The 25,445-nt window shown below is 74.3% G+C and carries 15 protein-coding genes; 13 read left to right on the top strand and 2 right to left on the bottom strand.

Going from position 1 to position 25,445, the window contains the following annotated elements:
* On the top strand, positions 1–336 hold the full coding sequence (locus tag D7I43_RS00990) for a cupin domain-containing protein (protein ID WP_120326420.1): 336 nt from the start codon (positions 1–3) through the stop codon (positions 334–336).
* 25 nt (positions 337–361) lie between these two features.
* Here the strand turns inward: D7I43_RS00990 and D7I43_RS00985 are convergent, their stop codons facing one another.
* Positions 362–1,954 carry a GMC family oxidoreductase gene (locus D7I43_RS00985; protein ID WP_120326419.1) on the bottom strand — a complete coding sequence of 531 codons (1,593 nt, stop codon included), beginning with the start codon at positions 1,952–1,954 and terminating at the stop codon, positions 362–364.
* 185 nt (positions 1,955–2,139) lie between these two features.
* Between D7I43_RS00985 and D7I43_RS00980 the strand changes: the two genes are divergently transcribed.
* The 3 genes from D7I43_RS00980 (at position 2,140) to D7I43_RS00970 (ending at position 13,595) form a co-directional block, all read left to right on the top strand.
* A complete protein-coding gene (locus D7I43_RS00980) occupies positions 2,140–4,950 on the top strand; it encodes a family 78 glycoside hydrolase catalytic domain (protein ID WP_204985115.1) in 2,811 nt (936 codons plus the stop codon).
* Positions 4,951–5,036: 86 nt separating this feature from the next.
* Positions 5,037–9,704 (top strand): family 78 glycoside hydrolase catalytic domain, encoded by a 4,668-nt coding sequence (locus D7I43_RS00975; protein ID WP_120326417.1) that lies wholly within the window; start codon positions 5,037–5,039, stop codon positions 9,702–9,704.
* 27 nt (positions 9,705–9,731) lie between these two features.
* Entirely contained in the window at positions 9,732–13,595 is a 3,864-nt protein-coding gene (locus D7I43_RS00970) for a family 78 glycoside hydrolase catalytic domain (protein ID WP_120326416.1), read from the top strand.
* 158 nt (positions 13,596–13,753) lie between these two features.
* Here D7I43_RS00970 and D7I43_RS00965 read toward each other — a convergent pair whose 3' ends face one another.
* Entirely contained in the window at positions 13,754–14,785 is a 1,032-nt protein-coding gene (locus tag D7I43_RS00965) for a LacI family DNA-binding transcriptional regulator (RefSeq protein WP_120326415.1), read from the bottom strand.
* Between the two features lie 483 nt (positions 14,786–15,268).
* Between D7I43_RS00965 and D7I43_RS00960 the strand changes: the two genes are divergently transcribed.
* From D7I43_RS00960 to D7I43_RS00920, 9 genes are all read left to right on the top strand, one after another.
* Positions 15,269–16,792: a sugar ABC transporter ATP-binding protein gene (locus D7I43_RS00960; protein WP_120326414.1), complete on the top strand. Its 1,524-nt coding sequence runs from the start codon at positions 15,269–15,271 to the stop codon at positions 16,790–16,792.
* A gap of 76 nt (positions 16,793–16,868) precedes the next feature.
* Positions 16,869–17,927 (top strand): ABC transporter permease, encoded by a 1,059-nt coding sequence (locus tag D7I43_RS00955; protein WP_120326413.1) that lies wholly within the window; start codon positions 16,869–16,871, stop codon positions 17,925–17,927.
* The gene (locus D7I43_RS00950; RefSeq protein ID WP_120326412.1) at positions 17,917–18,999 is read left to right on the top strand and encodes an ABC transporter permease; all 1,083 of its coding nucleotides are present in this window, start codon (positions 17,917–17,919) and stop codon (positions 18,997–18,999) included. The genes D7I43_RS00955 and D7I43_RS00950 overlap by 11 nt, the downstream gene beginning before the upstream one ends.
* A gap of 34 nt (positions 19,000–19,033) precedes the next feature.
* On the top strand, positions 19,034–20,119 hold the full coding sequence (rhaS, locus tag D7I43_RS00945) for a rhamnose ABC transporter substrate-binding protein (protein WP_120326411.1): 1,086 nt from the start codon (positions 19,034–19,036) through the stop codon (positions 20,117–20,119).
* A 64-nt stretch (positions 20,120–20,183) separates the two neighbouring features.
* Positions 20,184–20,537 (top strand): L-rhamnose mutarotase, encoded by a 354-nt coding sequence (locus D7I43_RS00940; protein ID WP_120326410.1) that lies wholly within the window; start codon positions 20,184–20,186, stop codon positions 20,535–20,537.
* The gene (rhaI, locus tag D7I43_RS00935) at positions 20,534–21,715 is read left to right on the top strand and encodes an L-rhamnose isomerase (protein ID WP_120326409.1); all 1,182 of its coding nucleotides are present in this window, start codon (positions 20,534–20,536) and stop codon (positions 21,713–21,715) included. The genes D7I43_RS00940 and rhaI overlap by 4 nt, the downstream gene beginning before the upstream one ends.
* A gap of 38 nt (positions 21,716–21,753) precedes the next feature.
* Entirely contained in the window at positions 21,754–23,787 is a 2,034-nt protein-coding gene (locus D7I43_RS00930) for a bifunctional aldolase/short-chain dehydrogenase (protein WP_120326408.1), read from the top strand.
* A 15-nt stretch (positions 23,788–23,802) separates the two neighbouring features.
* Positions 23,803–24,018, top strand: coding sequence for a helix-turn-helix domain-containing protein (locus tag D7I43_RS00925; protein ID WP_120326407.1), 216 nt, complete (start codon positions 23,803–23,805; stop codon positions 24,016–24,018).
* Positions 24,015–25,445 (top strand): rhamnulokinase, encoded by a 1,431-nt coding sequence (locus tag D7I43_RS00920; RefSeq protein ID WP_240032732.1) that lies wholly within the window; start codon positions 24,015–24,017, stop codon positions 25,443–25,445. The genes D7I43_RS00925 and D7I43_RS00920 overlap by 4 nt, the downstream gene beginning before the upstream one ends.

Raw genomic sequence — 25,445 nt, 5'->3', positions numbered from 1 at the left:
ATGCACCCTGAGATCCTCGACCAGGAGGGATACACCTCCGCATCCGTCGACGAAGCCCCGGTCCGTGAGCTGTTCCCGGGGGTACGGCTGCGGCCACTGTGGCGGGGAGCGTCCGGCGCGCACGCCAACGTGCTGGAGATGGACGCCGGCGCCTCCTGGCCGCGCCGCGACGTCCACGAGCCCGGCCCCGAGGAGGTCTACGTGCTCGCGGGCACCTTCAACGACGGCGCACGCGACTACCCGGCCGGCACGTTCCTGCACGCCCCGGCGGGATCCTGGCACGTGCCCGCGACCGCCACGGGCTGCACGCTGTTCCTCTTCTATCCGGAGGGCTGACCCCGCCCCGCGCGGTCGGGCCGGGTCACCGGCCGAGGACGAGGTCGGCGGCGCGCCAGGCCAGGGCCATCACGGGGGCGTTGAGGTAGCCCGAGACGAGCACCGGCAGCACCGAGGCGTCCGCGACGCGCAGACCCGCGACCCCGCGTACGCGCAGCTGCGGGTCCACCACGTGCGTGTCGTCCGGGCCCATGGCGCAGGTGCCCACCGCGTGGTAGCCGCAGTATCCGTGCTCCAGCGCCGCCTCGATGATCTCGTCGTCGTCCTGGACGCCGGGACCGGGCAGCGTCTCCGCCGAGATCCGCTTGGCGATCGGGCCGGTGGCGAAGAGTTCCCGCAGGCGGCGGAACGCGCCGACGGCCACCCGGCGGTCGTAGGGCGCCTGGAAGTAGTTGGCCACGATCCGCGGCGGGTCGGCCGGGTCGGCCGAGGTGATGGCGAGGCTGCCCTCGCTCTCCGGGCGGGTCACCGTGACCAGTCCCATGAGCCCCGGCTCGGTCTCCAGTTCCAACGCCCGGCCGGGCCGTCGCGGGGCCGCCGAGAAGGGCGCCGTCAGCACCTGCGCGTCGGGGCGGTCCGCCTCGGGGCCGGAACGGATGTACGCGCCCAGGTCGTACACGGGCAGGGCGAGCGGCCCGCCGCGGGTGAGCAGGTAGCGCAGCAGGGCCCGGCCCTGGCCGAGCGGGCTGCCGAGCAGCGGGTTGTAACCGCCCCGCGCGGCCAGGCGGAACTGGAGGGGCACCGACCGGTGCTCGCGCATCCCGACGCCGACGCGGGGCCGGTCGAGCAGGACGTCGACGCCGGCGCGGCGCAGCGTGTCGGCCGGGCCGATGCCGGAGAGCTGGAGCAGGTGCGGTGTGGCGAGCGCCCCGGCCGCGAGGATCACCTCGGCGGAGGCGAAGTGGTCGACGACGTGCCCGTCGCGGCGGACCCGTACGCCGGTGGCGCGGCCGTCGTCGACCAGGACGCGCAGGGCGACGGTCCGCGTGGCGACGGTCAGGTTGGGCCGGTCGCGGACCGGGTGCAGGAAGGCGTCGGCGGCGCTGCTGCGCCGGCCGTCGCGGATGGTCGCCATGAGGTAGCCGATGCGCTCGCCGTCGCTCGCGTTGAGGTCGTCGACGCGGCGCCAGCCCAGCTTCTCGCCGCTGGCGATGATCTCCTCGCAGAGCTCGTCGGTGCCGGTGGCCGTCGACAGGCGCAGCGGGCCGCCGGCGCCGCGCGTCTCCGTGGCACCGAGCGGGTTGTCCTCCAGCCTCTTGAAGATCGGCAGCATCGTGTCCCAGCCCCAGCCGGGATTGCCGAGCGCCTCCAGGGCGTCGTAGTCGAGCCGGTCGCCCCGGCCGTACACCATTCCGTTGATGGAGCTGGAACCGCCGACGAGGCGGCCACGCTGCCAGGTCTCCCGGCGGCCCGGCGCGACCTCGGCGGGGTAGTGCCAGGCGGTGCGCCGGTCGTCCATGAGCCGGCTGAACCCCTTGGGGATCCGGACGAAGGGGCTGCGGTCCCACCCGCCGGCCTCGATCAGCAGCACGCGGGTGCCCGGGTCCTCGGTCAGCCGGTTGGCCAGGACGCAGCCGGCCGAGCCCGCACCGACCACGATGTAGTCGTACTCCTCCACGAGGCACCCCCGTCCCACCCGGCACCGTCCGGTACCTACCGTAGGGCCTTGATCACCGAACGGGAAGGGCTCTCATGATCCGTCGCGCGTCCGTGGTGGCCGGATCCGGCCACAGGCGACGTCTTCACAGGACGGAGACGAGCACGTAGCCTGCCTGAAACGATTCACAGGGCGGAGGAGGCACCGTGACCCCTCGCACCATCGACTTCCGGCCCCTGCCCGGACGACGCCGGGCTGCCATGGTCGTGGCGGGCGCGACCGTCGTCGGGGCCGTGCTGGCCGGTGCGCCCCCGGCGCTGGCCGCCCCCGGGCACGCCCCGGACGCGCCGACCGCCCTCACCGTCGACGACCGCCCCCGTCCGCTCAACGTGGAGGGCGCGCCCCGGTTCGGCTGGCTCCCGCGCGACGCCGACCCCGGCGAGGCGCAGACCGCGTACCGGATCACCGTCACCGACGCCGGCGGCGCCACCGTCTGGGACTCCGGCAAGGTCGCCTCCGACCAGCAGTCCTACGTGCCCTACACCGGTCCCGCGCTGCGGGCCGGGGCGGCGTACCGGTGGAGCGTGCGCACCTGGGACCGCACCGGCCGGCCGTCCCCGACCGCCACCGGCGCCTTCGAGACCGGCATCTCCGACAGCCAGTGGGAGGGCGCGAGCTGGATCCGGCGCGCCACCACCGAGGCCGACGACTACACGCTGGCCCGCACGGAGGTACGCCCCAACGCCAGCCCGGTCGTGCGGGCGCGCGCCTACACGGCGGCCGACCACACGTACGAGCTGTACCTCAACGGGGTCCGCGCCGACCGCGGCACCTCCTTCGGCTACCCCGGCGAGGACTACTACCAGGCCGCCGACGTCACGCGCCTCGTGCGCGCCGGCGCGCCGCTCGCCATCGGGCTGCGCTACCACTGGTACGGCAGCGGCCAGGGCCGCCCCGCCGGCGCGCGGGGCGTGCTCATGAAGCTGGTCGTCGAGCACGCCGACGGCTCCCGCGAGGTGTTCGTCACCGACGGCTCCTGGCGCGTCGCCCGGGACACCCGGTTCGTCGCGAACGCCGAGCGCCGCAACGGCGAGGGCGACCGGGTCGAGCGGCAGGACGCCCGCGCGGAGGTCACCGGCTGGATGCTGCCGGGGTACGACGACAGCGGCGCCCCGTTCACCGCCGCCGAGGTCGTCGGCGCGCACCCGACGGCGTCCGCCCCGCACCTCATCGGCCAGGAGACCCGGCTCACGGAGACGACCGTCGCCCCCGTCGCGCTGCGCACCGCCGACGACGGCACCGTCGTCGCCGACTTCGGCGTGGTCGTCCCGGCCCGGCCGGTCGTACGGTTCGACGCCGGCCTGGCCGGGCGCACGGTGCCGATCCGGGCCGGCTACACGCTCACCGACACCGGCCGGGTCGCCACGTCCACGCTGCTGTCCCAGGGCACGGACATGAGCTTCCCGTACATCCAGACCGACGGCCCGCAGGAGTTCCGGGCGTTCACCCACCTCGGCTTCCGCTACCTGGAGATCCCCGGCGCCGGCGAGGACATCGCCCGCGACGACGTCTCCGCCGTCGTGGTGCACACCGACGTCCCGGCCGGGCAGGAGGCCACCTTCGCCAGCTCGGACGCCACCCTCGACGCGGTGTGGGCCATGATGACCCGCTCGGCGCTGTACTCCGTCCAGGAGGCCTTCGTCGACACGCCCACCCGCGAGAAGGGGCAGTTCCTCGGGGACGCCGCGAACATCTCGTACGCCACCATGGGCGCCTTCGGCGAGCGCGACGCCACCCAGCAGGCCATCCGCGAGTTCCTCCGCTCGGCCGCCCGCTACTGGAACACCGGCGGCGACCGTGGCCGCTACAATGCCGTCTACCCCAACGGCGACGGCAAGCGGGACATCCCCGACTACTCGCTGATGTTCGTCGACTGGGTGTGGCGGTACTGGACCGAGACCGGCGACCGGGGGCTGCTCGCCGAGGCGTACCCGGCCATCCGGGACACCGCCGACTACGTGCTGCGCCACATCCCGGCCACCGGCCCCACCGCCGGCCTCGTGACGGAACTGGCCGGCGGCAGCGGCGCGTACCGCTACGGCATCGTCGACTGGCCCGAGCCGGGCCGGTTCGGGTACGACATGAGCGCCGCCGCCCGCACCACCATCAACGCCCAGGGCGTCGACGTGCTGCGCACCACCGCCCGGATGGCGGAGGCGCTCGGCCGGCCCGCCGCCGAGGCCGCCACGTACGACGGGCACGCCGCCGCCCTCACCGAGGCGATCAACGCGAAGCTGCGCCGCGCCGACGGCGTCTACGTCGACGGGCTCTCCGCCACCGGCGAGCAGAGCGCCCACGCCGGTCAGCACGCCACGTCGTACGCCATCGCCCACGGCGTGGCCCCGCGGGCCGACCTGCCGGCGCTGGCCGCGCACCTCGCGTCGATGGGCATGAAGCAGGGGCCCATGACGGCGCACTGGCTGCTCGCGGCGCTGGCCGAGGCCGGCCGTCCGGACGCGGTCCGGCGCCTGCTCACCAACCCCGACGACCTCGGCTGGGCCGACATCCTCGCCCGGGGCGGCACCTTCACCTGGGAGGCGTGGACGCTCGACCCCGGCACCAACTACAGCCAGTCGCACGGCTGGGGCGCGCAGGCGGTGGTGGACGTGCAGGAGACGCTGCTCGGTGTCCGTACCGCCAGCCCCGGCGCGGCCCGCGTCGACGTCGTGCCGCCGGCCATGGGGCTCGACCACGCGTCGGGGGTCGTACCCACCCAGCGCGGACCGGTGCGCCTCGACTGGCGCCGCACCGGTTCCGGCCTGCACGTCGACCTCGACGTGCCGGTCAACGTCACCGCCCGGGTCGCCCTGCCGCTGGAGGACGGGAAGTCCTACCGGGCGTCCGGCCCGAGCAGGGCCCGGTTCGTCGGCGTCGAGGACGGCCGTGCCGTCTTCGAGGTCGGTTCCGGCCGCTCCCACTTCCGCCCCGTCGCCGACCGGGCCGCCCAACCCCGCTGACCCGCCGCCGCGGCCGGGCCGCCCGTCGACCCGCGCGGGTGGCGGGCGGCCCGGCCGCGCGGACCGCCGAAGAGTGAGGACCAGACATGAAGCGCACCACCCGGCGCCGCCTCGCGTTCTCCGCGGCGCTGCTCCTGCTCGCCACGCTGACGCCGACCGCGGTGGTGGCGGGACCGGCGGCCGCCGGCACGCAGACGGCCGCGGCCGCCCCGCCGCCCGCGCTCACCGTGGCCGGCCTCACCACCGAGCGGGCGACCGACCCCATCGGCCTGGACGTGGCCCGGCCGCGCCTCGGCTGGCGCATCGAGTCCGCCGCCCGCGGCGTGGTCCAGGAGTCCTACCAGGTCCGCGTCGCGACGAGCACCGGCCGCCTCGGCGACCCCGACGTGTGGGACAGCGGCCGGGTCCGGTCGCGGCAGAGCGTCCTCGTGCCGTACGGCGGCCCCGAACTGCGGCCCCGCACCCGGTACGTGTGGCAGGTGCGGGTCTGGGACACCGCGGGCCGCACCTCCGGCTGGAGCGCCCCCGCCTCCTGGGAGACCGGCGTACGCGGCGCGCAGGGCTGGCAGGCCGACTGGATCGGGATGCCGTCGCCCACCGAGTCCTGGTCCGACTACACGGTGCGGACGACGGTGCGGCTGGAGAAGGACGCCGCCGGCGTCTACCTGCGCGCCAACGGGCCGGCCAACGCGTACATGTGGCAGCTCTCCATCGTGGGCGGCGCCGCGAAGCTGCGCCCGCACGTGCGCGTCGACGGCGCCTGGCGCGTGCTCAAGGAGGTGCCGCTCGGCGCCGTGGTGCCCGCCGACAAGCTGACCGCCCCGCACACGCTGCGCATCACGGCGGCCGGCGACACCATCACCACCTGGGTCGACGGCACCCAGGTCGACGTGACCCGCGACGGCACCCACCGCGGCGGCTCGGTCGGTTTGCGCACCGACGGCGCGGAGACCGCCGTCTTCTCCGACTTCTCCGTGACCAGCGGCGACGACACCCTCTTCGCCGCCCCGCTCACCGACGGCGAGAACCCGTTCGGCGGCGGCACCCCCACGCCCGACGGGCTGCGGGTGGGCGGCACCACCGAGGCGATGCTCACCGCCCTGGACGCCAACCCGCTGCTGCGCCGGGGATTCCGGGTGGACGGCGAGGTCGCCCGCGCCCGGATCTACGCCACGGCGCTCGGGGTCTACGAACTGTCGCTCAACGGCCAGCGCGTCGGCGACCACGAGCTGGCGCCCGGCTGGACCGACTACGACAAGCGGGTCCAGTACCAGACGTACGACGTGACCCGGCAGCTCCGCCAGGGCGAGAACGCGCTCGGCGCCCTGGTCGGCGACGGCTGGTACTCGGGCACCATCGCCTCGTTCGGCACCGACCACTACGGCAACCGCCCGCACCTGAGCGCGCAACTGGTCGTCGACTACGCCGACGGGCGCACCGAGACGGTCCGCACCGACGGCTCCTGGCGGGCCACGCCCGGCCCGTTCCTCCAGAGCGACCTGATCCACGGCGAGACGTACGACGCGCGGAAGCTCCCGGCCGGCTGGGACCGGCCCGGCTTCGACGACTCCGGCTGGTCGGCCGCCACGGTCGACGACACCGGCGCGACCGACCGGCTGGTCGCCCAGGTGGACCCGCCCGTGCGGGTCGTGCAGGAGCTGCCGGCGCGCACCCTCACCCAGCCCACCCCCGGAACGTGGATCTTCGACCTCGGGCAGAACATGGTCGGCAAGGTGCGGCTGAAGCTCTCCGGGCCCACCGGCACCACCGTCCGCATCCGGCACGCCGAGGTGCTCAACCCCGACGGCACCGCGTACACCGCCAACCTCCGCTCGGCCCGCGCCACCGACCACTACACACTGCGGGGCGGCGGCGAGGAGGTGTACGAGCCGACGTTCACGTTCCACGGCTTCCGGTACGTGGAGCTGACCAACCTCCCCGGCACCCCCGACCTGTCCACCGTCACCGGCCTGGTCATGCACACCGACGGGGACCTCACCAGCGAGTTCGAGACCTCCGATCCGATGGTGACCAAGCTGCACAGCAACATCACCTGGGGGCAGCGCGGCAACTTCCTGTCCATCCCGACCGACACCCCGGCCCGCGACGAGCGGCTCGGCTGGACCGGCGACATCAACGTCTTCGCCGAGACGGCGACGTTCAACATGGACAGCCTCACGTTCCTCACCAAGTGGCTCCAGGACCTGCGCGACGCGCAGTCGGCCAACGGGGCGTACCCCGACGTGGCGCCGCGCGCCTGCTGCGGCGACGGCGCGACCGGGTGGGCCGACGCCGGGATCACGGTGCCCTGGACGCTCTGGCAGCGGTACGGGGACACCCGGGTGATCGAGGAGCACTACGAGTCGATGACCCGGTACGCGTCCTGGCTGCAGACCACCAGCTCCGGGAACCGGCGCACCAACGCCGGGCCGTACCTCGACTGGCTCAACCTCGACGAACCGACGCCCGCCGGCGTCATCGCCACCGCCTACTACGCGTACACGATGCGGCTGCTGGGGGAGATGGCCGCCGCCATCGGCCGCGACGCCGACGCGGCCCGCTACGCCGCGCTGTCCCGGGACGTCGCGCAGGCGTTCGTCGAGGCGTACGTCTCGGCCGACGGCACCGTGCAGGGCGACAGCCAGACCGGCTACGTGCTGGCCATCGGCATGGGGCTGCTGCCCGAGCCGCTGCGCGCCAAGGCCGCCGACCGGCTGGTGGACAACGTCCGCCGGCACGACTGGCACCTGTCCACCGGCTTCCTCGGCACCCCCGACCTGCTGCCGGCGCTCAGCGACACCGGGCACCTGGACGTCGCCTACCGGCTGCTGCTCAACGACACCTACCCCTCGTGGGGCTACGAGATCGCCCGGGGCGCGACCACCATCTGGGAGCGCTGGAACTCGATCATGCCCGACGGCAGCTTCGGCGACGTGTCGATGAACTCGTTCAACCACTACGCCTACGGCGCCGTGGGCGACTGGATGTACCGGACCGTCGCCGGCATCCAACCCGACCCCGCCAACCCCGGGTACGCGCACCTCACGTTCGCGCCCCAGCCGGGTGGCGGCCTCACCTCCGCCCGGGCCACGTACCGGGCCGCGCAGGGCGACATCGGCAGCGACTGGAGCCTCGACGACCGGGGCGACATGCGGCTGCGCCTGCGGGTGCCGGCGAACGTCACGGCGACCGTACGCGTCCCCGCGCCGACGCGGCACGCCGTCACCGAGGGCGGCCGGCCGGCGGAGCGGGCCGACGGTGTGCGGTTCGTCCGGATGGACGGCGGCGTCGCGGTGTACGAGATCGGCTCGGGCACCTACTCGTTCGCGGTCGACCGGGCGCTCGGCGACCTGGGGGAGGCCGGCGAGGCGGTCACGGCGCTGACGGCGCTCACCGACGAGCTGGCCGGTGAGCTGGGCCAGCCCGTGACCGCGTACCTGCGCGCCCGGACCGGCCAGCTCGCCACCGCCACGACGGCGGCCCGCACGGCGTACCTGGCCGGCGACTCCCGCGCCGCCGCCACCCACGCGCACCGGGGCCTGGCCACCGCCGACGACGTCGACCGGTGGCTGCGTACCCAGGTCCGGGTCGGCCGGCTGGCCGAGGCCCACGCGGAGCGGTTCGGCGCCCTCCTCACGCGCGTCGACCAGCGGCTCTCCGCGGCGTCCTCGGCCCTCGTCGGTGCGGTCGTCACCCTCGACCTGCCGGTCGGCGAGCGCCTGCCCGGCGAGGTGGTCCGCGCGACCGTCACCGTCACCAACGGCGGCGCCACGCCGCTGACCGGGGTGACCTCCACGCTGCGGACACCGGACGGCTGGACGGTGACGCCCGCCGGCGCGCGGCCCACCACCGTCGCGCCGAAGACCACCGTGCACCACCGCTACGACGTGCGGATCCCCGCCGGGCAGGCGCCGGCCGCCGTCACCCTCGACGGCACCGCCGGCTACCGGTACCAGGGCGGCACCGCCACCCTGCCCGTGTCCGGGACGGTCACCACCGTGCCGGCCGTGCAGATCGTGTCGGCCACCGTGGACCCCGTCGACCCGGGCGCCACGACCACGGTCACCACCGTCCTGCGCAACCGGGCCGGCGTGCCCGTGACCGGGAAGCTCACGACCACCGCACCGGACGGCTGGGCGGTCGCGCCCGCCGCCGCGTACGACCTGGCGCCCGGCGCGCAGACCACCGTGACCACGGCCCTCACCGCTCCCGTGGCGGTGACGGAAGGGCCCGCGGCGGTCACGGTCGCCACCGGTGCCACCGAGGCGGAGCGCCATCCGCTGGCCGTCCCGGTCCGGATCACCAACCCGCCGGCCGGCGCCTACGACCACGTGGACCTCGGCGACGCGGCCTCGGAGCGGGCACACGGGCTCACCGCCTCGGAGCACTCCGGCGCGAACACCGAGGCCGGCCTGACCCGCCGCTACACCAACGTCACCTACCCCGGCGGCTGGTTCGAGTTCGACCTGGCCGTCACGCCCGGCGCGCCGTTCGTGCTGCGCGCCGTGGAGACGTACGACCAGGCGCAGCTCAAGGACTACGACATCGTCGTCGACGGCGTCGTGGCGCACTCCCGCTCCTGGCAGCGCACCGCGGGCGGGGCCGGCGCCGTCACCTACCAGGTCGTCGTCGACCTGCCCGACGCCACCCGCGACGGCGTGGTGCGGGTGCGGTTCCGGGACACCGGCGACGGCTACGACCCGTCGATCGCCGACGTCTGGTCCGCGCCCCTGCCGGCCGGCGCGCGGTCCTGACCCCACCACAGCGAAGAAGGAGATCCGATGGCGCAGAGGAAACGAACGTCCCCGGGATCGGAGGTCAGCCGCCGCTCCCTGATCGGGTGGGGCGCCGCCGGCGCCGGAGCCGTGGCGCTCGGGGGCACGGCGGGAGCGCTCGGGGGCGCGGGCGCGGAGCCCGCGGCGGCGGCACCGCCGCCGAACGCCGGTGCCGGGCCGCTCACGGTCGACCGCCTGCGCACCGAGTACGCCGACCGTCCACTGGGCACCGACGTCACCGCGCCCCGCTTCTCCTGGACGGCGACGGCCACCGGCCACAACGCGCGGCAGAGCGCGTACCAGGTGCTCGTGGCCACGCGGCCGGACCGGCTGACCCCGGGGGCGGCCGACGTCTGGGACTCCGGCCGGGTCACGTCGGCGCGGTCGGTCGGCGTGGCGTACGGCGGCCGGCCGCTGGCGCCGCGGACCCGCTACCACTGGCGGGTGCGGCTCTGGGACGGTGCCGGCCGGGCCACCCGGTGGAGCGACCCGACCTGGTTCGAGACGGGCCTGCGTGACGAGGGCTTCGGCGCCGCCCGCTGGATCGGCGCGCAGCCGGACTACGCCTCGGCGCCGCTGGACCTCGGCGGGGCCTCCTGGATCTGGTCGCCCGGCGCCACCGCCGGCAACGCCCCGGCCGGCCCCCGCTGGTTCCGGGCGCGGCTCGCGCTGCCCGCCGGCGCCCAGATCGCGGTCGCCCACCTCGTCGTGACCGCCGACGACGACTTCACGGCGTACCTCGACGGGCGGCAGGTGCTGCACGCACCGCAGCAGGCCGACGGCTGGAAGAACGCCCGCGTCGCCGACGTCACCGACCTCGCCCGCGCGGCCGACGGCGCGCTCACCGTCGCCGTGGTGGCCACCAACCGTCCCGGCCCGTCGGTGAACCCGGCCGGCCTGCTCGCCAAGCTCGTGGTCACCACCACGACCGGCGAGCGGTCGGTGCTGGTCACCGACGGCTCGTGGCGCAGCGCCGACAGCGAGCGCACCGGCTGGCCGGAGCCCGGGTACGACGACACCGGCTGGACGCCGGCGGCCGTGCTCGCCCCGTACGGCCAGGGGCCGTGGGGTTCCCAGGTCACCGTCCCGCAGCCGGGTGCGCTCGACCTCGCGGGCGCGTCGTGGGTGTGGGGGCCCGGTGCGACGACGGGCAACGCGCCCGTCGGCCCGCGCTGGTTCCGCGGCCGGTTGGCGCTGCCGGGCGGGACCGAGGTGGCCTCCGCCCGGCTGATCATGAGCGCCGACGACGACTTCACGGCGTACCTGGGCGGGCGGCAGGTGCTGCACGCCCCGCCGCAGACCGACGGCTGGCGCACCGCCCGGATCGCCGACGTGACGCAGGCGGCCCGGCAGGCCGTCGGCGGTGACCTGGTGCTGGCCGCGATCGCCACGAACCGGGGCGGCGCCTCGGTCAACCCCGGCGGTCTCATCGCGAAGCTCGTCGTCCGCACCGCGGGCGGCGCCGAGCTGGTGCTCGTCACCGGCGCGGGCTGGCGGACCACCGGCACCGTGGAGTCCGGCTGGGAGCAGCCGGGGCACGACGACTCCGCCTGGTCGCCCGTGACGGTCCTGGCGCCGTACGGCCAGGGGCCGTGGGGCAGCGGCATCGAGCCGCCCGTGGAGGAGCGGCCCGCGCCGTTGCTGCGGCGCGCGTTCCGGCTCGACAAGCCGGTGGCCCGGGCCCGGTGGTACGCCGCGGGGCTCGCCTACCAGGTGCTGCACGTCAACGGCCGGCGGGTCGGGACGGCCGTGCTGGACCCCGGGTTCACCGACTACGACGACACCGTCCTGTACGTGACGCACGACGTCACCGACCTGCTCCGCGCGGGGCACAACGTGCTCGGCGCGGAGCTGGGCCGCGGCTTCTACGGCATGACCACCCGGAACGTGTGGCGCTGGCACCAGCCGCCGTGGCACGGCGAGCCGCGGCTGCTGGGACGCCTCGTGGTCGAGCACCCCGACGGCTCGCGCACGGAGGTGCTCACCGACGACTCCTGGCGGGTCACCGACGGCCCCACCGTGTCCAACTCGCTGTTCGCGGGGGAGACCTACGACGCGCGCCGGGAGCTGCCGGGCTGGTCGGCGTCCGGCTACGACGACGCCGAGTGGGCGCGGGCGAGCGTCCTCGACCCGCCGGCCGGCACCGTGCGGGCGCAGGAGCACGAACCCATCCGGGTGGTCGAGTCCGTGGCGCCGGTCCGGCTCACCTCGCCGGGCGCGGGCGTCTGGGTCGCCGACTTCGGCCGGACCACCGCCGGCTGGGTACGGCTGCGGGTGACCGCGCCGGCGGGCACCACGATCCGCATCCTGTACGGCGAGAAGCTGCGCGCCGACGGGACCGTGGAGGCGTCCAACGGCAACGTGCAGAGCGCCCGGTTCCAGCTCGACGAGTACGTGACCCGGGGCGGCGGCGAGGAGGTGTGGGAACCGCGCTTCTCGTACAAGGGATTCCGGTACGTGCAGCTCGACGGGCTGCCCGGCGCGGCCACCGCCGGCACCGTCACCATGCGGGTGGTGCACTCCGACGTCCGCGACGTGGGCGAGTTCCGGTGCAGCGAGCCGCTGTTCGAGCAGTTCGAGCGGATGATGCGCCGCACGGTCCGCAACAACCTCCACGGCATCCCCACCGACACCCCGATGTACGAGAAGAACGGCTGGACCGGGGACGCCCAGGTGGCCGCCCCCACCATGGCCGGGCAGCTGGACCTGTCGCGGTTCTTCACCAAGTGGCTCGGCGACCTGCGCGACGCCCAGGTCGCGTCCGGCCAGGTGCCGGTGATCGTGCCCAGCGGCGGCTGGGGCTACCAGGAGCTGGCACCGGCTCCCGAGTGGACCACCGTCTACCCGTTCCTGCTGCGGGAGATGCACCGCTGGTACGGCGACGACCGGCTGCCGCACCAGCACTGGACGGCCGTGGCCGACTACCTGGAGTGGGAGCTGGGCCGGCTCCGGGACGGGCTCGCGGTCACCGCGCTCGGTGACTACCTGTCGCCGGGCACCGGCGGCAACCCGCCGGAGGACACCCGGCTCACCGCCACGGCGTACCTGCACCGGGCGCTCGTGTCGGCCGCCGAGGTGGGGGAGATGATCGGGAAGGACGCGCAGTCCGCCCGGTTCCGCGCGGCGGCCGACGGGCTGCGGGACCGGCTGAACGAGACGTTCCTCGACCGTACGCGCGGGCTGTACCGCACCGACCGCGACCCCGGCTACCGGCAGACGTCCAACGCCGTCCCGCTGGCGTTCGGGCTGGTGCCCGAGGACATGGTGGGCGCGGTGGTGGACAACCTGGTGGCCGACATCCGGGACCGGGGCTGGCACCTCAACACCGGCTGCCTCGGCACCAGCGTCCTGCTGCCGGTGCTGACCGCGCACGGCCACGCCGACGTGGCGGCCCGGGTGGCGTTGCAGCGGACGTACCCGAGCTGGGGCTTCTGGGTGGAGAACGGCGCCGACACGATGTGGGAGATGTGGCCGACCTCGACCCGCTCCCGGCAGCACTACTTCCATGGCACGGTCGTGCAGTGGCTCTACGAGCACGTGGCGGGCCTGCGGCCGGTCGCCGACGGCTGGGCCCGGTTCGTCGTCCGCCCGGACGCCCGAGCCGAGGTGTCCTCGGCGTCCGCGGCCGTGGACACGGTGCGCGGGCGGGCGTCGTCGGCCTGGCGGGTCCGCGACGGCGAGTTCGTGCTCACCGTGCAGGTGCCGGTGGGCGCCACCGCCGAGGTGCACGTGCCGGCGGCGCGGGCCGGTGACGTCGAGGCGTCGCCCGGCGGGCTCGTGCAGTCCCGGCGGATGGTCGACGGCTACCTGGTGCACACCGTCGGCGCCGGCACCTGGCGCTTCGTGAGCACCTCCGCGCCGGCGGTCTGACCCGCACCGGCGGCCGGCCCTGGTCGGCCGCCGGACACGGCCGTCTCCGGCGGCTGGCCGTTTCCTGAAGTGGTCGGGAGGTCCGTGTCATCCGCAGCCCGGATGCGCGCGCGGACCTCTCGACCTGTCCGCGCGCAGGGGCGCCGGCGGGGCAGGGGTCAGCGCCGCGGGCGGCGGGGCTGGTCGCTGGAGCGGCGCACCACGAGCTCCGGCTGGAACACGACGTGGCGGTGCTGGTGCGTGGCGCCGGCCTCGGCCTCCTCGAGCAGGAGCTGCGCCGCGGTGCGGCCGAGCTGTTCGCGCGGCTGGCGTACGGACGACAACGGGACGGCCGCGGCGGCCGCGAACTCGATGTCGTCGTAGCCGACGATGGCCACGTCGGCCGGGACGCGCAGGCCGCGCACGGTGAGTTCCTGGAGCACGCCGAGCGCGATGAGGTCGTTGGCGCAGAAGACGGCGGTGGGGCGCTGCCGGGCGGGCAGGGCCAGCAGGTCCTCGGCGGCCCGCCGGCCCGAGGCGACGGTCAGGCTCGTGGTGGCGGCCACCCGCAGTTCGGCGCCGGCGCCGCGCTCCTCCAGCGCCGCGGCGGCCCCGGCGTGGCGTTCGGCGACCTGGGCGAGGGAGAACGGCCCGCCCACGTACGCAATGCGGCGGTGACCCTGGTCGAGCAGGTGGTCCATGGCCAGCCGGCCGCCGAGCACGTCGTCGACGGCCACCGAGCAGCGGCTGGCGCGGCCCGCGCCGCGGTCGACGAGCACCACCGGGATGCCCCGGTCGATGAGCTTCTCGAGGTGCGGCTGGGGGCCGTCGCCGACCGGGGTGATGAGCACGCCGCGGACGCGCTGCTCCTCCAGCAGTTCGAGGTGCCGGCGTTCCCGGGCGCTGTCCTCGCCGCTGTTGCACACGATGAGCATGGCGCCGGTCTCCTCGACCACCTGCTCCGCGCCGCGGACCATGTCGGTGAAGAACGGGTTGGCGACGTCCAGCACCACGATGGCGATCGTCCGGCTCTGCCCGGCGCGGAGCTGTCGGGCGGAGTCGTTGCGCACGTACCCGAGTTCGGCGATGGCGTCGAGCACCCGCTGGCGGGTGGCGGGGGCGACCATGTCGGGCCGGTTGAGCACGTTGCTCACCGTGCCGAGGGACACGCCGGCGCGCCGTGCCACCTCCTTGATGCTTGCCGCTGCCATGGCTCCCTCGACGATTCCGTGCGTACGGCCCCCGGACGGTGGCGGCCTGCGGTGATCCCCGGAGACGGCGACGCGCGCGCCGCGGGACGGGCCCGGCCGGGTGACGTCGGGAGTGTATAGCGCCTAAAACGTTTCATCCAGTCGCCCCTCGTCGTCCGGCGTGCCCGCGTCCGTCCCGGCGCTCACGAGCGCACGCGCGTCCCGTCCGCGCGGAGGCCACTACATCCTGGATGTTGCCGGCACGGGCCGCGGGTGAGGCCACTACATCCTGGATGTTGTCGACTCCGGCCGCGGCTGAGGCCACTACATCGTGGATGTTGCCGACTCCGGCCACACGACCGGGGCGGCGTCGCCGCTGGCGCGACGGAGTCCACGGAGTCCAGACGGTAACAGGGAGGAAATCGCCGGGAAACTCTTGACGGTCCCGAAGGGCTGCCCCTACCGTCCATGCACAACTCATGAAACGATTCAGGAGGGGATCGGATGAGCCCCGGCGCACCGGGCGCGGACAGCGCTCCGCTGCTGGTACTCGACGGCGTCACGAAGTCCTTCGGCGCCGTCGCCGCGCTCCGCGGCGTGCACCTGGAGCTGCACCCCGGCGAGGCGCACGCCCTGGTCGGCGAGAACGGTGCCGGCAAGTCCACCCTGGTGAAGATCCTCGCCGGGGCGCACGCGCCGGACACCGGCCGGATGACCCTCGACGGCCAGCCCCTGGAGCTGCGCGGCCCCGCCGACGCCCGGGCCGCCGGCATCGCGGTCATCTACCAGGAGCCCACCCTGTTCCCCGACCTGTCCGTCGCGGAGAACATCTTCATGGGCCGGCAGCCGTTGCGCGGCCTGCGCCGCATCGACACCGCGGCCATGAACCGCGACGCCGAGCGGCTCTTCGCCCGCCTCGGCGTCCGGATCGACCCGGCCCGCCCCGCGCGCGGACTGTCCATCGCCGACCAGCAGCTCGTCGAGATCGCCAAGGCGCTCTCCTTCGACGCCCGGATCCTCGTGATGGACGAACCGACCGCCGCGCTCTCCGGCGTCGAGGTGGAACGTCTGTTCGGCGTCGCCCGGTCGCTGTGCGAGCGCGGGGCCGCCGTGCTGTTCATCTCGCACCGCTTCGACGAGGTCTTCGACCTGTGCCAGCGGATCACGGTCCTGCGCGACGGCGCCTGGGTCTCCAGCGACCGCGCCGCCGACCTCACGGTGGACGAGGTGGTGCGGCGCATGGTCGGGCGGGAGGTCTCCTCGCTCTACCCCAAGCAGGACGCCCCGCTGCGCGACACGCTCCTGGAGGTCCGTGGGCTCACGCGCGCCGGTGTCTTCTCCGACGTGTCGTTCAGCGTCCGGGGCGGGGAGATCGTGGCGCTGGCCGGGCTGGTGGGCGCCGGCCGCAGCGAGGTGGCCCGGGCGGTCTTCGGCGTGGACCGCTACGACGCCGGCGAGGTCCGCGTGGCCGGCACCGTCCTGCCGCCCGGCAGCCCCCGCAAGGCGATCGCCGCGGGCATGGCCCTGGTGCCGGAGGACCGCCGCCAGCAGGGCCTCGTGATGGAGCTGTCGGTGGAACGCAACGCGACACTGGCCCGGCGCCGGGCGCTGAGCCGGCTGGGCCTGCTGCTCGGCGGGGCCGAGCGGGCCGAGGCCCGGCGCTGGACGCGGCGGCTCCAGGTGAAGACGTCCCGCCTCACCGCGCCGGTGGCCACCCTGTCCGGCGGCAACCAGCAGAAGGTGGTGCTCGCCAAGTGGCTCGCCACCGAACCGCGGATCCTCATCATCGACGAGCCCACCCGCGGCATCGACGTCGGCACCAAGGCCGAGGTCCACCGGCTCCTCTCCGAACTGGCCAACGAGGGGCTGGCCATCCTGATGATCAGCAGCGAGCTGCCCGAGGTGCTCGGCATGGCCGACCGGGTCCTCGTCATGCACGAGGGCCGCCTGGTCCGCGAGCTGCCCCGCGCCGAGGCGGACGAGACCTCGGTGATGTTCGCCGCCACCGGCCAAGGAGCACAGGCATGAGCGAGCGTCAGCGAGTGAATCATCGGCACGGTGCGGTGGTGTCTCGTGCCGGCGCCGAGCGGAGCGAGGTGGCGGCATGAGCGTCACTGCTGGGGCGCCGGAGCGCGTCGACGGCCACCCGCCCACCGGCCCGGACCCGCGGCGCCGCGGCCTCGCCGAGCGGCTGCTCGCCGTACGCGAGCTGAGCCTGCTGCTCGCGCTCGCCGCGCTGGTCCTCGTCACCACGCTGCGCAACGAGCGCTTCCTGAGTGGGCAGAGCGTCAAGGACCTGCTGCTGGGCTGCGCGATCCTGGTGATCCTCGCGGTCGGGCAGACGCTGGTCATCGTCACCCGCAACGTCGACCTGTCCGTCGGCTCGATCCTCGGCCTGGTGGCCTTCGCGACCGGCTCCCTCTTCCTCGCCGCGCCCGGCACGCCCTGGCCGGTGGCGCTCCTGCTCGGCGTCGCGCTCGGCGCGCTGTGCGGGGTCGTCAACGGTGGGCTCATCGCGGTGGCGAAGGTGCCGGCGCTCGTCATCACCCTCGGCACCCTCTACGCCTTCCGCGGCGTCGACTACTACTGGGCCTCCGGGCGGCAGATCAACGCCGCCGACATGCCCCGGTCCTTCCTGCGCCTGGGCAACCAGACGGTGCTCGGCGTACCCGTGCTCTTCCTGGTGGCGCTCGTGGTGGTCGCCGTCGTCGGCTACTACCTGCGCGCCTACCGCAGCGGCCGCGAGCTGTACGCCATCGGCTCCGAGCCGGCGGCGGCGCGGCTCTCCGGCATCCCGGTCGGCCGGCGGGTCTTCGCGGTGTTCGTCGCCAACGGCGCGCTCGCCGGGCTCGCCGGCGTGCTCTACGCGGCCCGGTTCGGCACGCTCGACGCGGCCGCCGGCACGGGCCTGGAACTCCAGGTCGTGGCGGCCGCCGTGGTCGGCGGCGTGGCGATCTTCGGCGGCAGCGGCAGCGCCTACGGTGCGGCGCTCGGCGCCGTCCTGCTCACCACGATCGGCAGTTCGCTGGCCGTCCTGCGCATCGACCCGTTCTGGCAGCAGGCCGTGGTCGGCGCGCTCATCCTCGCCGCCATCGGCCTGGACCGCCTCCTGGCCGTGCGGATGGCGGCCCGGCTCAGAGGGAGAAGCGCTCATGGCGCATGACAGCCTGTACGCCGCGCCGCCCGTCGGCGCCGAGGCCGAGCCGCCCGGCGCCGGCGGCGAGCGGGGGGCGGGCCGCCTGGCCGGGCTGCGCGGCGCGCTCGGGTCCTGGGACGCGGCGGTCGTGGCCGCGCTGGTGGTCGCCACCCTGCTGGCCAGCGCGACGGTGCAGAACTTCGCCACCGGCCGCAACGTCCAGTTCCTGCTGCTCGACCTGGTGCCGCTGGCCCTGCTCGCGCTGCCCATGACGCTCATCGTCATCACCGGCGAGATCGACCTGTCGGTGGCCAGCACCGTCGGCCTGTGCAGCACGCTCATGGGTCAGATGTGGCTGTCCAGCGGGCTGTCGCTGGAGCTGATCTGCGTGCTCGTGGTGCTGCTCGGCGCCGTGCTCGGCGCGTTCAACGGCGTGTTCGTCACCGGTTTCGGGCTGCCGTCGCTGGCCGTGACCATCGGCACGCTCGCCCTGTACCGGGGACTGTCCTTCGTGGTCCTCGGCGACCAGGCGGTGGCCGACTTCCCGGGCGACTGGACGGCCGCCGCCGTCCGGAGCATCCCCGGCACGTCGATCCCGGTCGCGGTCGTCCCGGTGCTGCTGCTGGCGCTCGTGTTCGGCGTCGTGCTGCACGCCACGCCGGCCGGCCGGGCGCTCTACGCCATGGGCAACAACGACCAGGCGGCCACCTTCGCCGGCGTGTCCGTGGCGCGGACGAAGTTCTGGCTGTTCGTGGCCTCGGGCGCGGTCTGCGGTCTGGTCGGCGTCTTCTGGACGCTGCGCTACGCGAGCGCCCGCGGCGACAACGCCACGGGGCTCGAACTCACCGTGGTGACCGCCGTCCTGCTCGGCGGCGTGTCGATCTTCGGCGGGCGCGGCGGCCTGATCGGCGTGGTCGCCGGCGTCCTGCTCCTCGGTGTGCTGCGCAACGCGCTGCAACTCGCCGACGTCGACGCCAACGCGTTGACGATCGTCACGGGGGCGCTGCTCATCGCCTCCGTCGTGCTGCCCAACGCGGTCGCGGACGTCCGCGGCCGGCTGCACCGCCGACGACAACGCGCCACCCCCGTCGCGCGGTGATTCCCCCACCACCAGATCCCCCGGAAGGATAGCGATGTCCGCGTACCGCAGAAGACTCCGTGTCGGGGCCACCGGCCTCACCGTCGCCGCACTGCTGCTCACCGCCACCGCCTGCGGCGGCACCACCCGGGAGAACTCCGGCAACGAATCCGGCGGCGGCAGCCAGGCCAGCGGCGCCGCCAACCCGGACGCCCCGATCAAGGAGGGCCTCAAGATCGCCTTCCTGCCGAAGCAGGTGAACAACCCCTACTTCACGGTCTCGGACAACGGCGGCAAGACGGCGGTCACCGAGATCAAGGGCGAGTTCAAGGAGGTCGGCCCGTCCGAGGCCAGCGCCTCGTCGCAGGTCAGCTACATCAACACCCTGTCCCAGCAGGGCATGGACGTGATCGTCACCTCGGCGAACGACCCGAACGCGATCTGCGGCGCGCTCAACCAGGCCAAGGCGGCCGGCGCCAAGATCGTGACGTTCGACTCCGACACCAAGCCGGAGTGCCGGCAGATCTTCGTCAACCAGGTGACGGCCGAGGGCATCGCCGAGAACCAGGTCAAGCTCATCTCCGAGCAGATCGGCGGCGAGGGCGAGATCGCCATCCTCTCCGCGACCGCCAACGCCACCAACCAGAACGCCTGGATCGAGCTGATGAAGGAGGAGTTGAAGAAGCCCGAGTACAGCAAGATCAAGCTGGTCACCGTCGCGTACGGCAACGACGAGGACCAGAAGTCGTTCCAGGAGACCCAGGGCCTGCTCCAGTCGTACCCGAACCTGAAGGGCATCATCTCGCCGACCACCGTCGGCGTGGCCGCCGCCGCCCGCTACCTCAGCGGGTCGCAGTACAAGGGCAAGGTCAAGCTCACCGGCCTGGGCACCCCGAACCAGATGCGCGAGTACGTGAAGGACGGCACGGTCGACGCGTTCGCCCTGTGGAACCCGGCGGACCTCGGCTACCTTGCCGCGTACGCGGGCGCCGCGCTGGCCTCCGGCCAGATCACCGGCGCCGAGGGCGAGAAGTTCACGGCCGGCAAGCTCGGCGAGTACACCGTCGGCAAGGACGGCGTGGTCGTCCTCGGGCCGCCCACCGTCTTCGACAAGAACAACATCGACCAGTTCGACTTCTGACCGCCGCCGGTGGTGCCGGCGCGCCGGCGCCGGCACCACCGGCGGAGGCACCGACGGGAGAACCATGCCCCGCGTCTGCTTCACCCTCCAGGTCGATCCCGCCCGGCTGGACGAGTACCGCGCCCGGCACGAGCGGGTCTGGCCGGAGATGCTGACCGCGCTGGCGGAGTGCGGTTGGCACGACTACTCGCTCTTCCTCCGGGAGGACGGCCTGCTCGTGGGGTTCCTGGTGACCGACGACTTCGCGGCGGCCCAGGCCGCCATGCAGGCCCGCGACGTCAACGCCCGCTGGCAGGCGGAGATGGCGTCGTTCTTCCTCGACCTCGACCAGGACACGCCCGACCGCGCCATGCGGCCGCTGGACGAGGTCTTCAACCTTGCGGCTCAGCTCGCCGCGCAGACGGGAGAAACTCCATGACCCACCCCGACGCGCCGACCCGGCAGCGGGTCACGCAGGCCCTGCGCAACCAGCGCATCGAGACCCCTTCCTGGGCGTACGCCAACTCCGGCACACGCTTCAAGGTGTTCCCGCAGGAGGGTGTGCCGCGTGACCCGTACGAGAAGATCGCCGACGCGGCCATGGTGCACCGGCTCACCGGGGTGGCCCCGACCGTGGCGCTGCACATCCCGTGGGACCGCGTCGACGACTACGCGGACCTGGCCCGGTACGCGACCGACCAGGGCGTCACGCTCGGCGCCATCAACGCCAACGTGTTCCAGGACAACGACTACAAGCTGGGCAGCGTCACCAACCCGGACCCGGGCGTCCGGCGCAAGGCGATCGACCACCTGCTCGAATGCGTGGACATCATGGACCGCACCGGGTCGCGGGACCTGAAGCTGTGGTTCTCCGACGGCACCAACTACCCCGGTCAGGACGACATCCGGGCGCGCCAGGACCGGCTGGCCGCCGCGCTGCGCGAGGCGTACGACCGGCTCGGCGACGACCAGCGGCTGCTGCTGGAGTACAAGCTGTTCGAGCCGGCCTTCTACACCACCGACGTCCCCGACTGGGGCACCGCGTACGCGCACTGCCTGGAACTCGGCCCGAAGGCGCAGGTCGTCATCGACACCGGCCACCACGCCCCGGGCACCAACATCGAGTTCATCGTGGCGTTCCTGCTGCGCGCCGGGAAGCTCGGCGGCTTCGACTTCAACTCCCGCTTCTACGCCGACGACGACCTCATGGTCGGCGCCGCGGACCCGTTCCAGCTGTTCCGGATCATGCACGAGATCGTCCGCGGCGACGCGCTGCGGCCGGACGCCGGGATCGCGTTCATGCTCGACCAGTGCCACAACATCGAGCCGAAGATCCCGGCGATCATCCGGTCGGTGATGAACGTGCAGGAGGCCACCGCGAAGGCGCTGCTCGTCGACGCGGACGCGCTGGCCGCCGCGCAGCGCGCCGGTGACGTGCTGACCGCCAACGCGGTGCTCATGGACGCGTACCACACCGACGTCCGCCCGATGCTCGCCGAGCTGCGGGCCGACATGGGGCTGGACCCCGACCCCATCGCCGCGTACGCCCGCTCCGGCTACTTCGCGCGCATCCGCGCCGAGCGCGCCGGCGGGCAGCAGGCCGGCTGGGGCGCCTGACCACCACCGACGACACGCGACACAGGGACGTGAGGACGATGCATTCCGAGGTTCAGGCGCTGATCGCGCGGAGCAACCGGCTCGGCGCCGACCCGACCACGACGAACTACGCCGGCGGCAACACCTCGGCGAAGGGCCGCGACACCGACCCGGTCACCGGCGGGCCCGTGGACCTGCTGTGGGTCAAGGGGTCCGGCGGTGACCTCGGGACGCTCACCGAGGCCGGTCTCGCCGTGCTCCGGCTGGACCGGCTGCGCGCCCTCGTGGACGTCTACCCCGGGGTCGACCGGGAGGACGAGATGGTGGCGGCCTTCGACTACTGCCTGCACGGGCGGGGCGGTGCGGCGCCGTCCATCGACACGGCGATGCACGGCCTGGTCGACGCCGCGCACGTCGACCACCTGCACCCCGACGCCGGCATCGCCATCGCCACGGCCGCCGACGGTCCCGAGCTGACCAAGGAGATCTTCGGCGACCGGGTGGTGTGGGTGCCGTGGCGGCGGCCGGGCTTCCAGCTCGGCCTGGACATCGCGGCCGTGGCGCGGGCCAACCCGCAGGCGATCGGCGTCATCCTGGGCGGGCACGGGATCACCGCCTGGGGTGCGACGAGCGAGGAGTGCGAGCAGCGTTCGCTGGAGATCATCCGGACGGCGCAGGCGTTCCTCGACGAGCGCGGCCGGCCGGAGCCGTTCGGCCCGGTGGTCGAGGGCTACGAGCCGCTGCCGGTCGACGAGCGGCGTGCGCGGGCCGCCGCCCTGGCGCCGGTCGTCCGCGGCCTCGCCTCGACCGACCGGCCGCAGGTCGGCCACTTCACCGACAGCGACGTCGTGCTCGACTTCGTCGCCCGCGCCCGGCACCCCGAGCTGGCGGCGCTCGGCACGTCCTGCCCGGACCACTTCCTGCGCACCAAGGTGCGGCCCATGGTGCTCGACCTGCCGCCCACCGCGCCGCTCGACGAGACGATCGCGCGGCTGCGGGAGCTGCACGCCGCGTACCGCGAGGACTACCGCGCCTACTACGAGCGGCACGCGAGCGCGGACAGCCCGCCGATGCGCGGCGCCGACCCGGCCATCGTCCTCGTGCCGGGCGTCGGCATGTTCAGCTTCGGCGCCAACAAGCAGACCGCGCGGGTGGCCGGCGAGTTCTACGTCAACGCCATCAACGTCATGCGCGGCGCCGAGTCGGTGTCCCGGTACGCGCCCATCGACGAGGCCGAGAAGTTCCGCATCGAGTACTGGGCGCTGGAGGAGGCGAAGCTGAAGCGGATGCCGAAGCCCAAGCCCCTCGCCACGCGGATCGCGTTCGTCACCGGCGGCGGCTCCGGCATCGGCCGGGCCATCGCCCACCGGCTCGCGGCCGAGGGCGCCTGCGTCGTCGTCGCCGACCGCGACGCCGACGCGGCCGCCACCGTGGCCGCCGAGATCGGGAACGCCGACGTGGCGGTCGCCGTCACCGCCGACGTCAGCGACGGCACGGCCGTGGCCCGTGCCCTGCGCGAGGCCGTGCTCGCGTTCGGCGGGGTGGACCTGGTCGTCAACAACGCCGGGCTGTCCATCTCCAAGCCGCTGCTGGAGACGACCGAGGCGGACTGGGACGTGCAGCACGACGTGATGGCCAAGGGGTCCTTCCTGGTCTCCCGGGAGGCCGCGCGGATCCTCGTCGACCAGGGCATGGGCGGCGACATCGTCTACATCTCCAGCAAGAACTCGCTGTTCGCCGGCCCGAACAACGTCGCCTACGGCGCGGCCAAGGCCGACCAGGCGCACCAGGTGCGCCTGCTCGCGGCCGAACTCGGCGGCCACGGCATCCGGGTCAACGGCGTCAACCCCGACGGCGTGGTCCGCGGCTCGGGCATCTTCGCCGGCGGCTGGGGCGCCCAGCGCGCCGCCGTGTACGGGGTGCCGGAGGAGAAGCTGGGCGAGTTCTACGCCCAGCGCACCCTGCTCAAGCGGGAGGTGCTGCCCGACCATGTGGCCAACGCCGTCTTCGTGCTCACCAGCGGCGAGCTGTCGCACACGACGGGGCTGCACGTGCCCGTCGACGCCGGCGTCGCCGCGGCCTTCCTCCGCTGAGCCGGTGGGTGGCCGATGACGACGACGCGGGTGGGACGTCCGGTGCTCGACGAGGAGGATCTGCGGCTGCTGCGCCTGCTGGCGGCCGGCCTGCCGGTGGAGACGGTGGCCCGGCGGTTGGGGCTCTCCGAGCGCACCGTCCGCCGGCGGGTGCGGGCGGTCTGCGACCGCCTCGGCGTGACGGCGCCCATCCAGGCGGTGGTGTGGGCGGCGCGGCGGGGGCTGCTGTGAGCGGCGTCCGCCTCGCCGCCGTGGACCTCGGCGCCGGCAGCGGCCGGGTCATGGTCGGGCGTGTCGGCCCCGGCACGCTCGACCTCGCCGAGGTGCACCGGTTCGCCAACGAGCCGGTGCGGGTCGCCGGGACGCTGCACTGGGACATCCTCGCCCTGCACCGGGGCGTCCTCGACGGGCTGCGCGCCGCCGGTCCGGTGACCAGCGTCGGCATCGACTCGTGGGCGGTCGACTACGGGCTGCTCGACGCGTCCGGCGTGCTGCTCGGCAACCCCGTGCACTACCGCGACACGCGCACCGACGGGGTCGCCGAGCGGACGGCCAAGCACCTGGGGGAGGGGCGCCTCTACGCCACGACCGGGTTGCAGCACCTGCCGTTCAACACCCTCTACCAGCTCGCCGCCGCGGCCGGCACGCCGCAGCTGCAGGCCGCCCGCCGGCTGCTGCTCATTCCGGACCTCATCGGGTACTGGCTCACCGGAGAGGTCGGCGCCGAGATCACCAACGCCTCCACCACCCAGCTGTACGACCTGCGCCGCCGGGCGTGGGCCACCGACCTCATGGTGGACGCGGGCATCCGGCCGGAGCTGTTCCCGCCGCTGCGCGAACCCGGCACCCGCATCGGGCCGGTGCTGCCCGAGCTGGGGCTGCCCGGCGAGCCCGACGTGGTGGCCGTCGGCTCGCACGACACCGCGTCGGCGGTGGTCGGCGTCCCGGCCTCCGGCGCGAACTTCGCGTACGTCTCCTGCGGCACCTGGTCGCTCGTCGGCGTCGAGCTCGACACCCCGGTGCTCACCGAGGAGAGCCGGCGCGCGAACTTCACCAACGAGACGGGCGTCGACGGCACGATCCGCTACCTGCGCAACGTGATGGGGCTGTGGCTGCTCCAGGAGTCGGTGCGGGTCTGGGGCGGGAGCGACCTGCCCGACCTGCTGCGACGCGCGGCCCGGGAGCCCGCGTTCCGGTCCGTCGTGGACCCCGACGACCCGGTGTTCCTGCCGCCGGGGGACATGCCGGCCCGGATCGCGGACGCGTGCCGGCGCGCCGGGGAACCCGTGCCGGCCACGCCGGCCGCCACCGTCCGGTGCATCCTCGACAGCCTCGCGCTCGCGCACCGCCGCGCCGTGCGCCAGGCGCAGGAACTCTCCGGCCGGCACGTCGACGCCGTGCACGTCGTCGGCGGCGGCGCCCGCAACGCGCTGCTCTGCCAGCTCACGGCGGACGCCTGCGGGCTGCCGGTGCTCGCCGGTCCCGTCGAGGCCACCGCGTTGGGTAACGTGCTGGTGCAGGCGAGGGCCGCCGGCGTCGTCGACGGCGACCTGGCGGCGCTGCGGGCCCTGCTGCGCGAGACCCAGCGGATCGTGCGGTACGAGCCGCGCGGCGACGAGGCGGCGTGGGCCGCCGCGCAGGACCGGATGGGCGGGTGA

It is taken from the genome of Micromonospora globbae (assembly GCF_003610785.1).
GTDB classification, from domain to species: Bacteria; Actinomycetota; Actinomycetes; order Mycobacteriales; family Micromonosporaceae; genus Micromonospora; species Micromonospora globbae.
The sequence above is the reverse complement of the archived record's forward strand: the minus strand, read 5'-3'. Positions and strand labels throughout refer to the sequence as shown.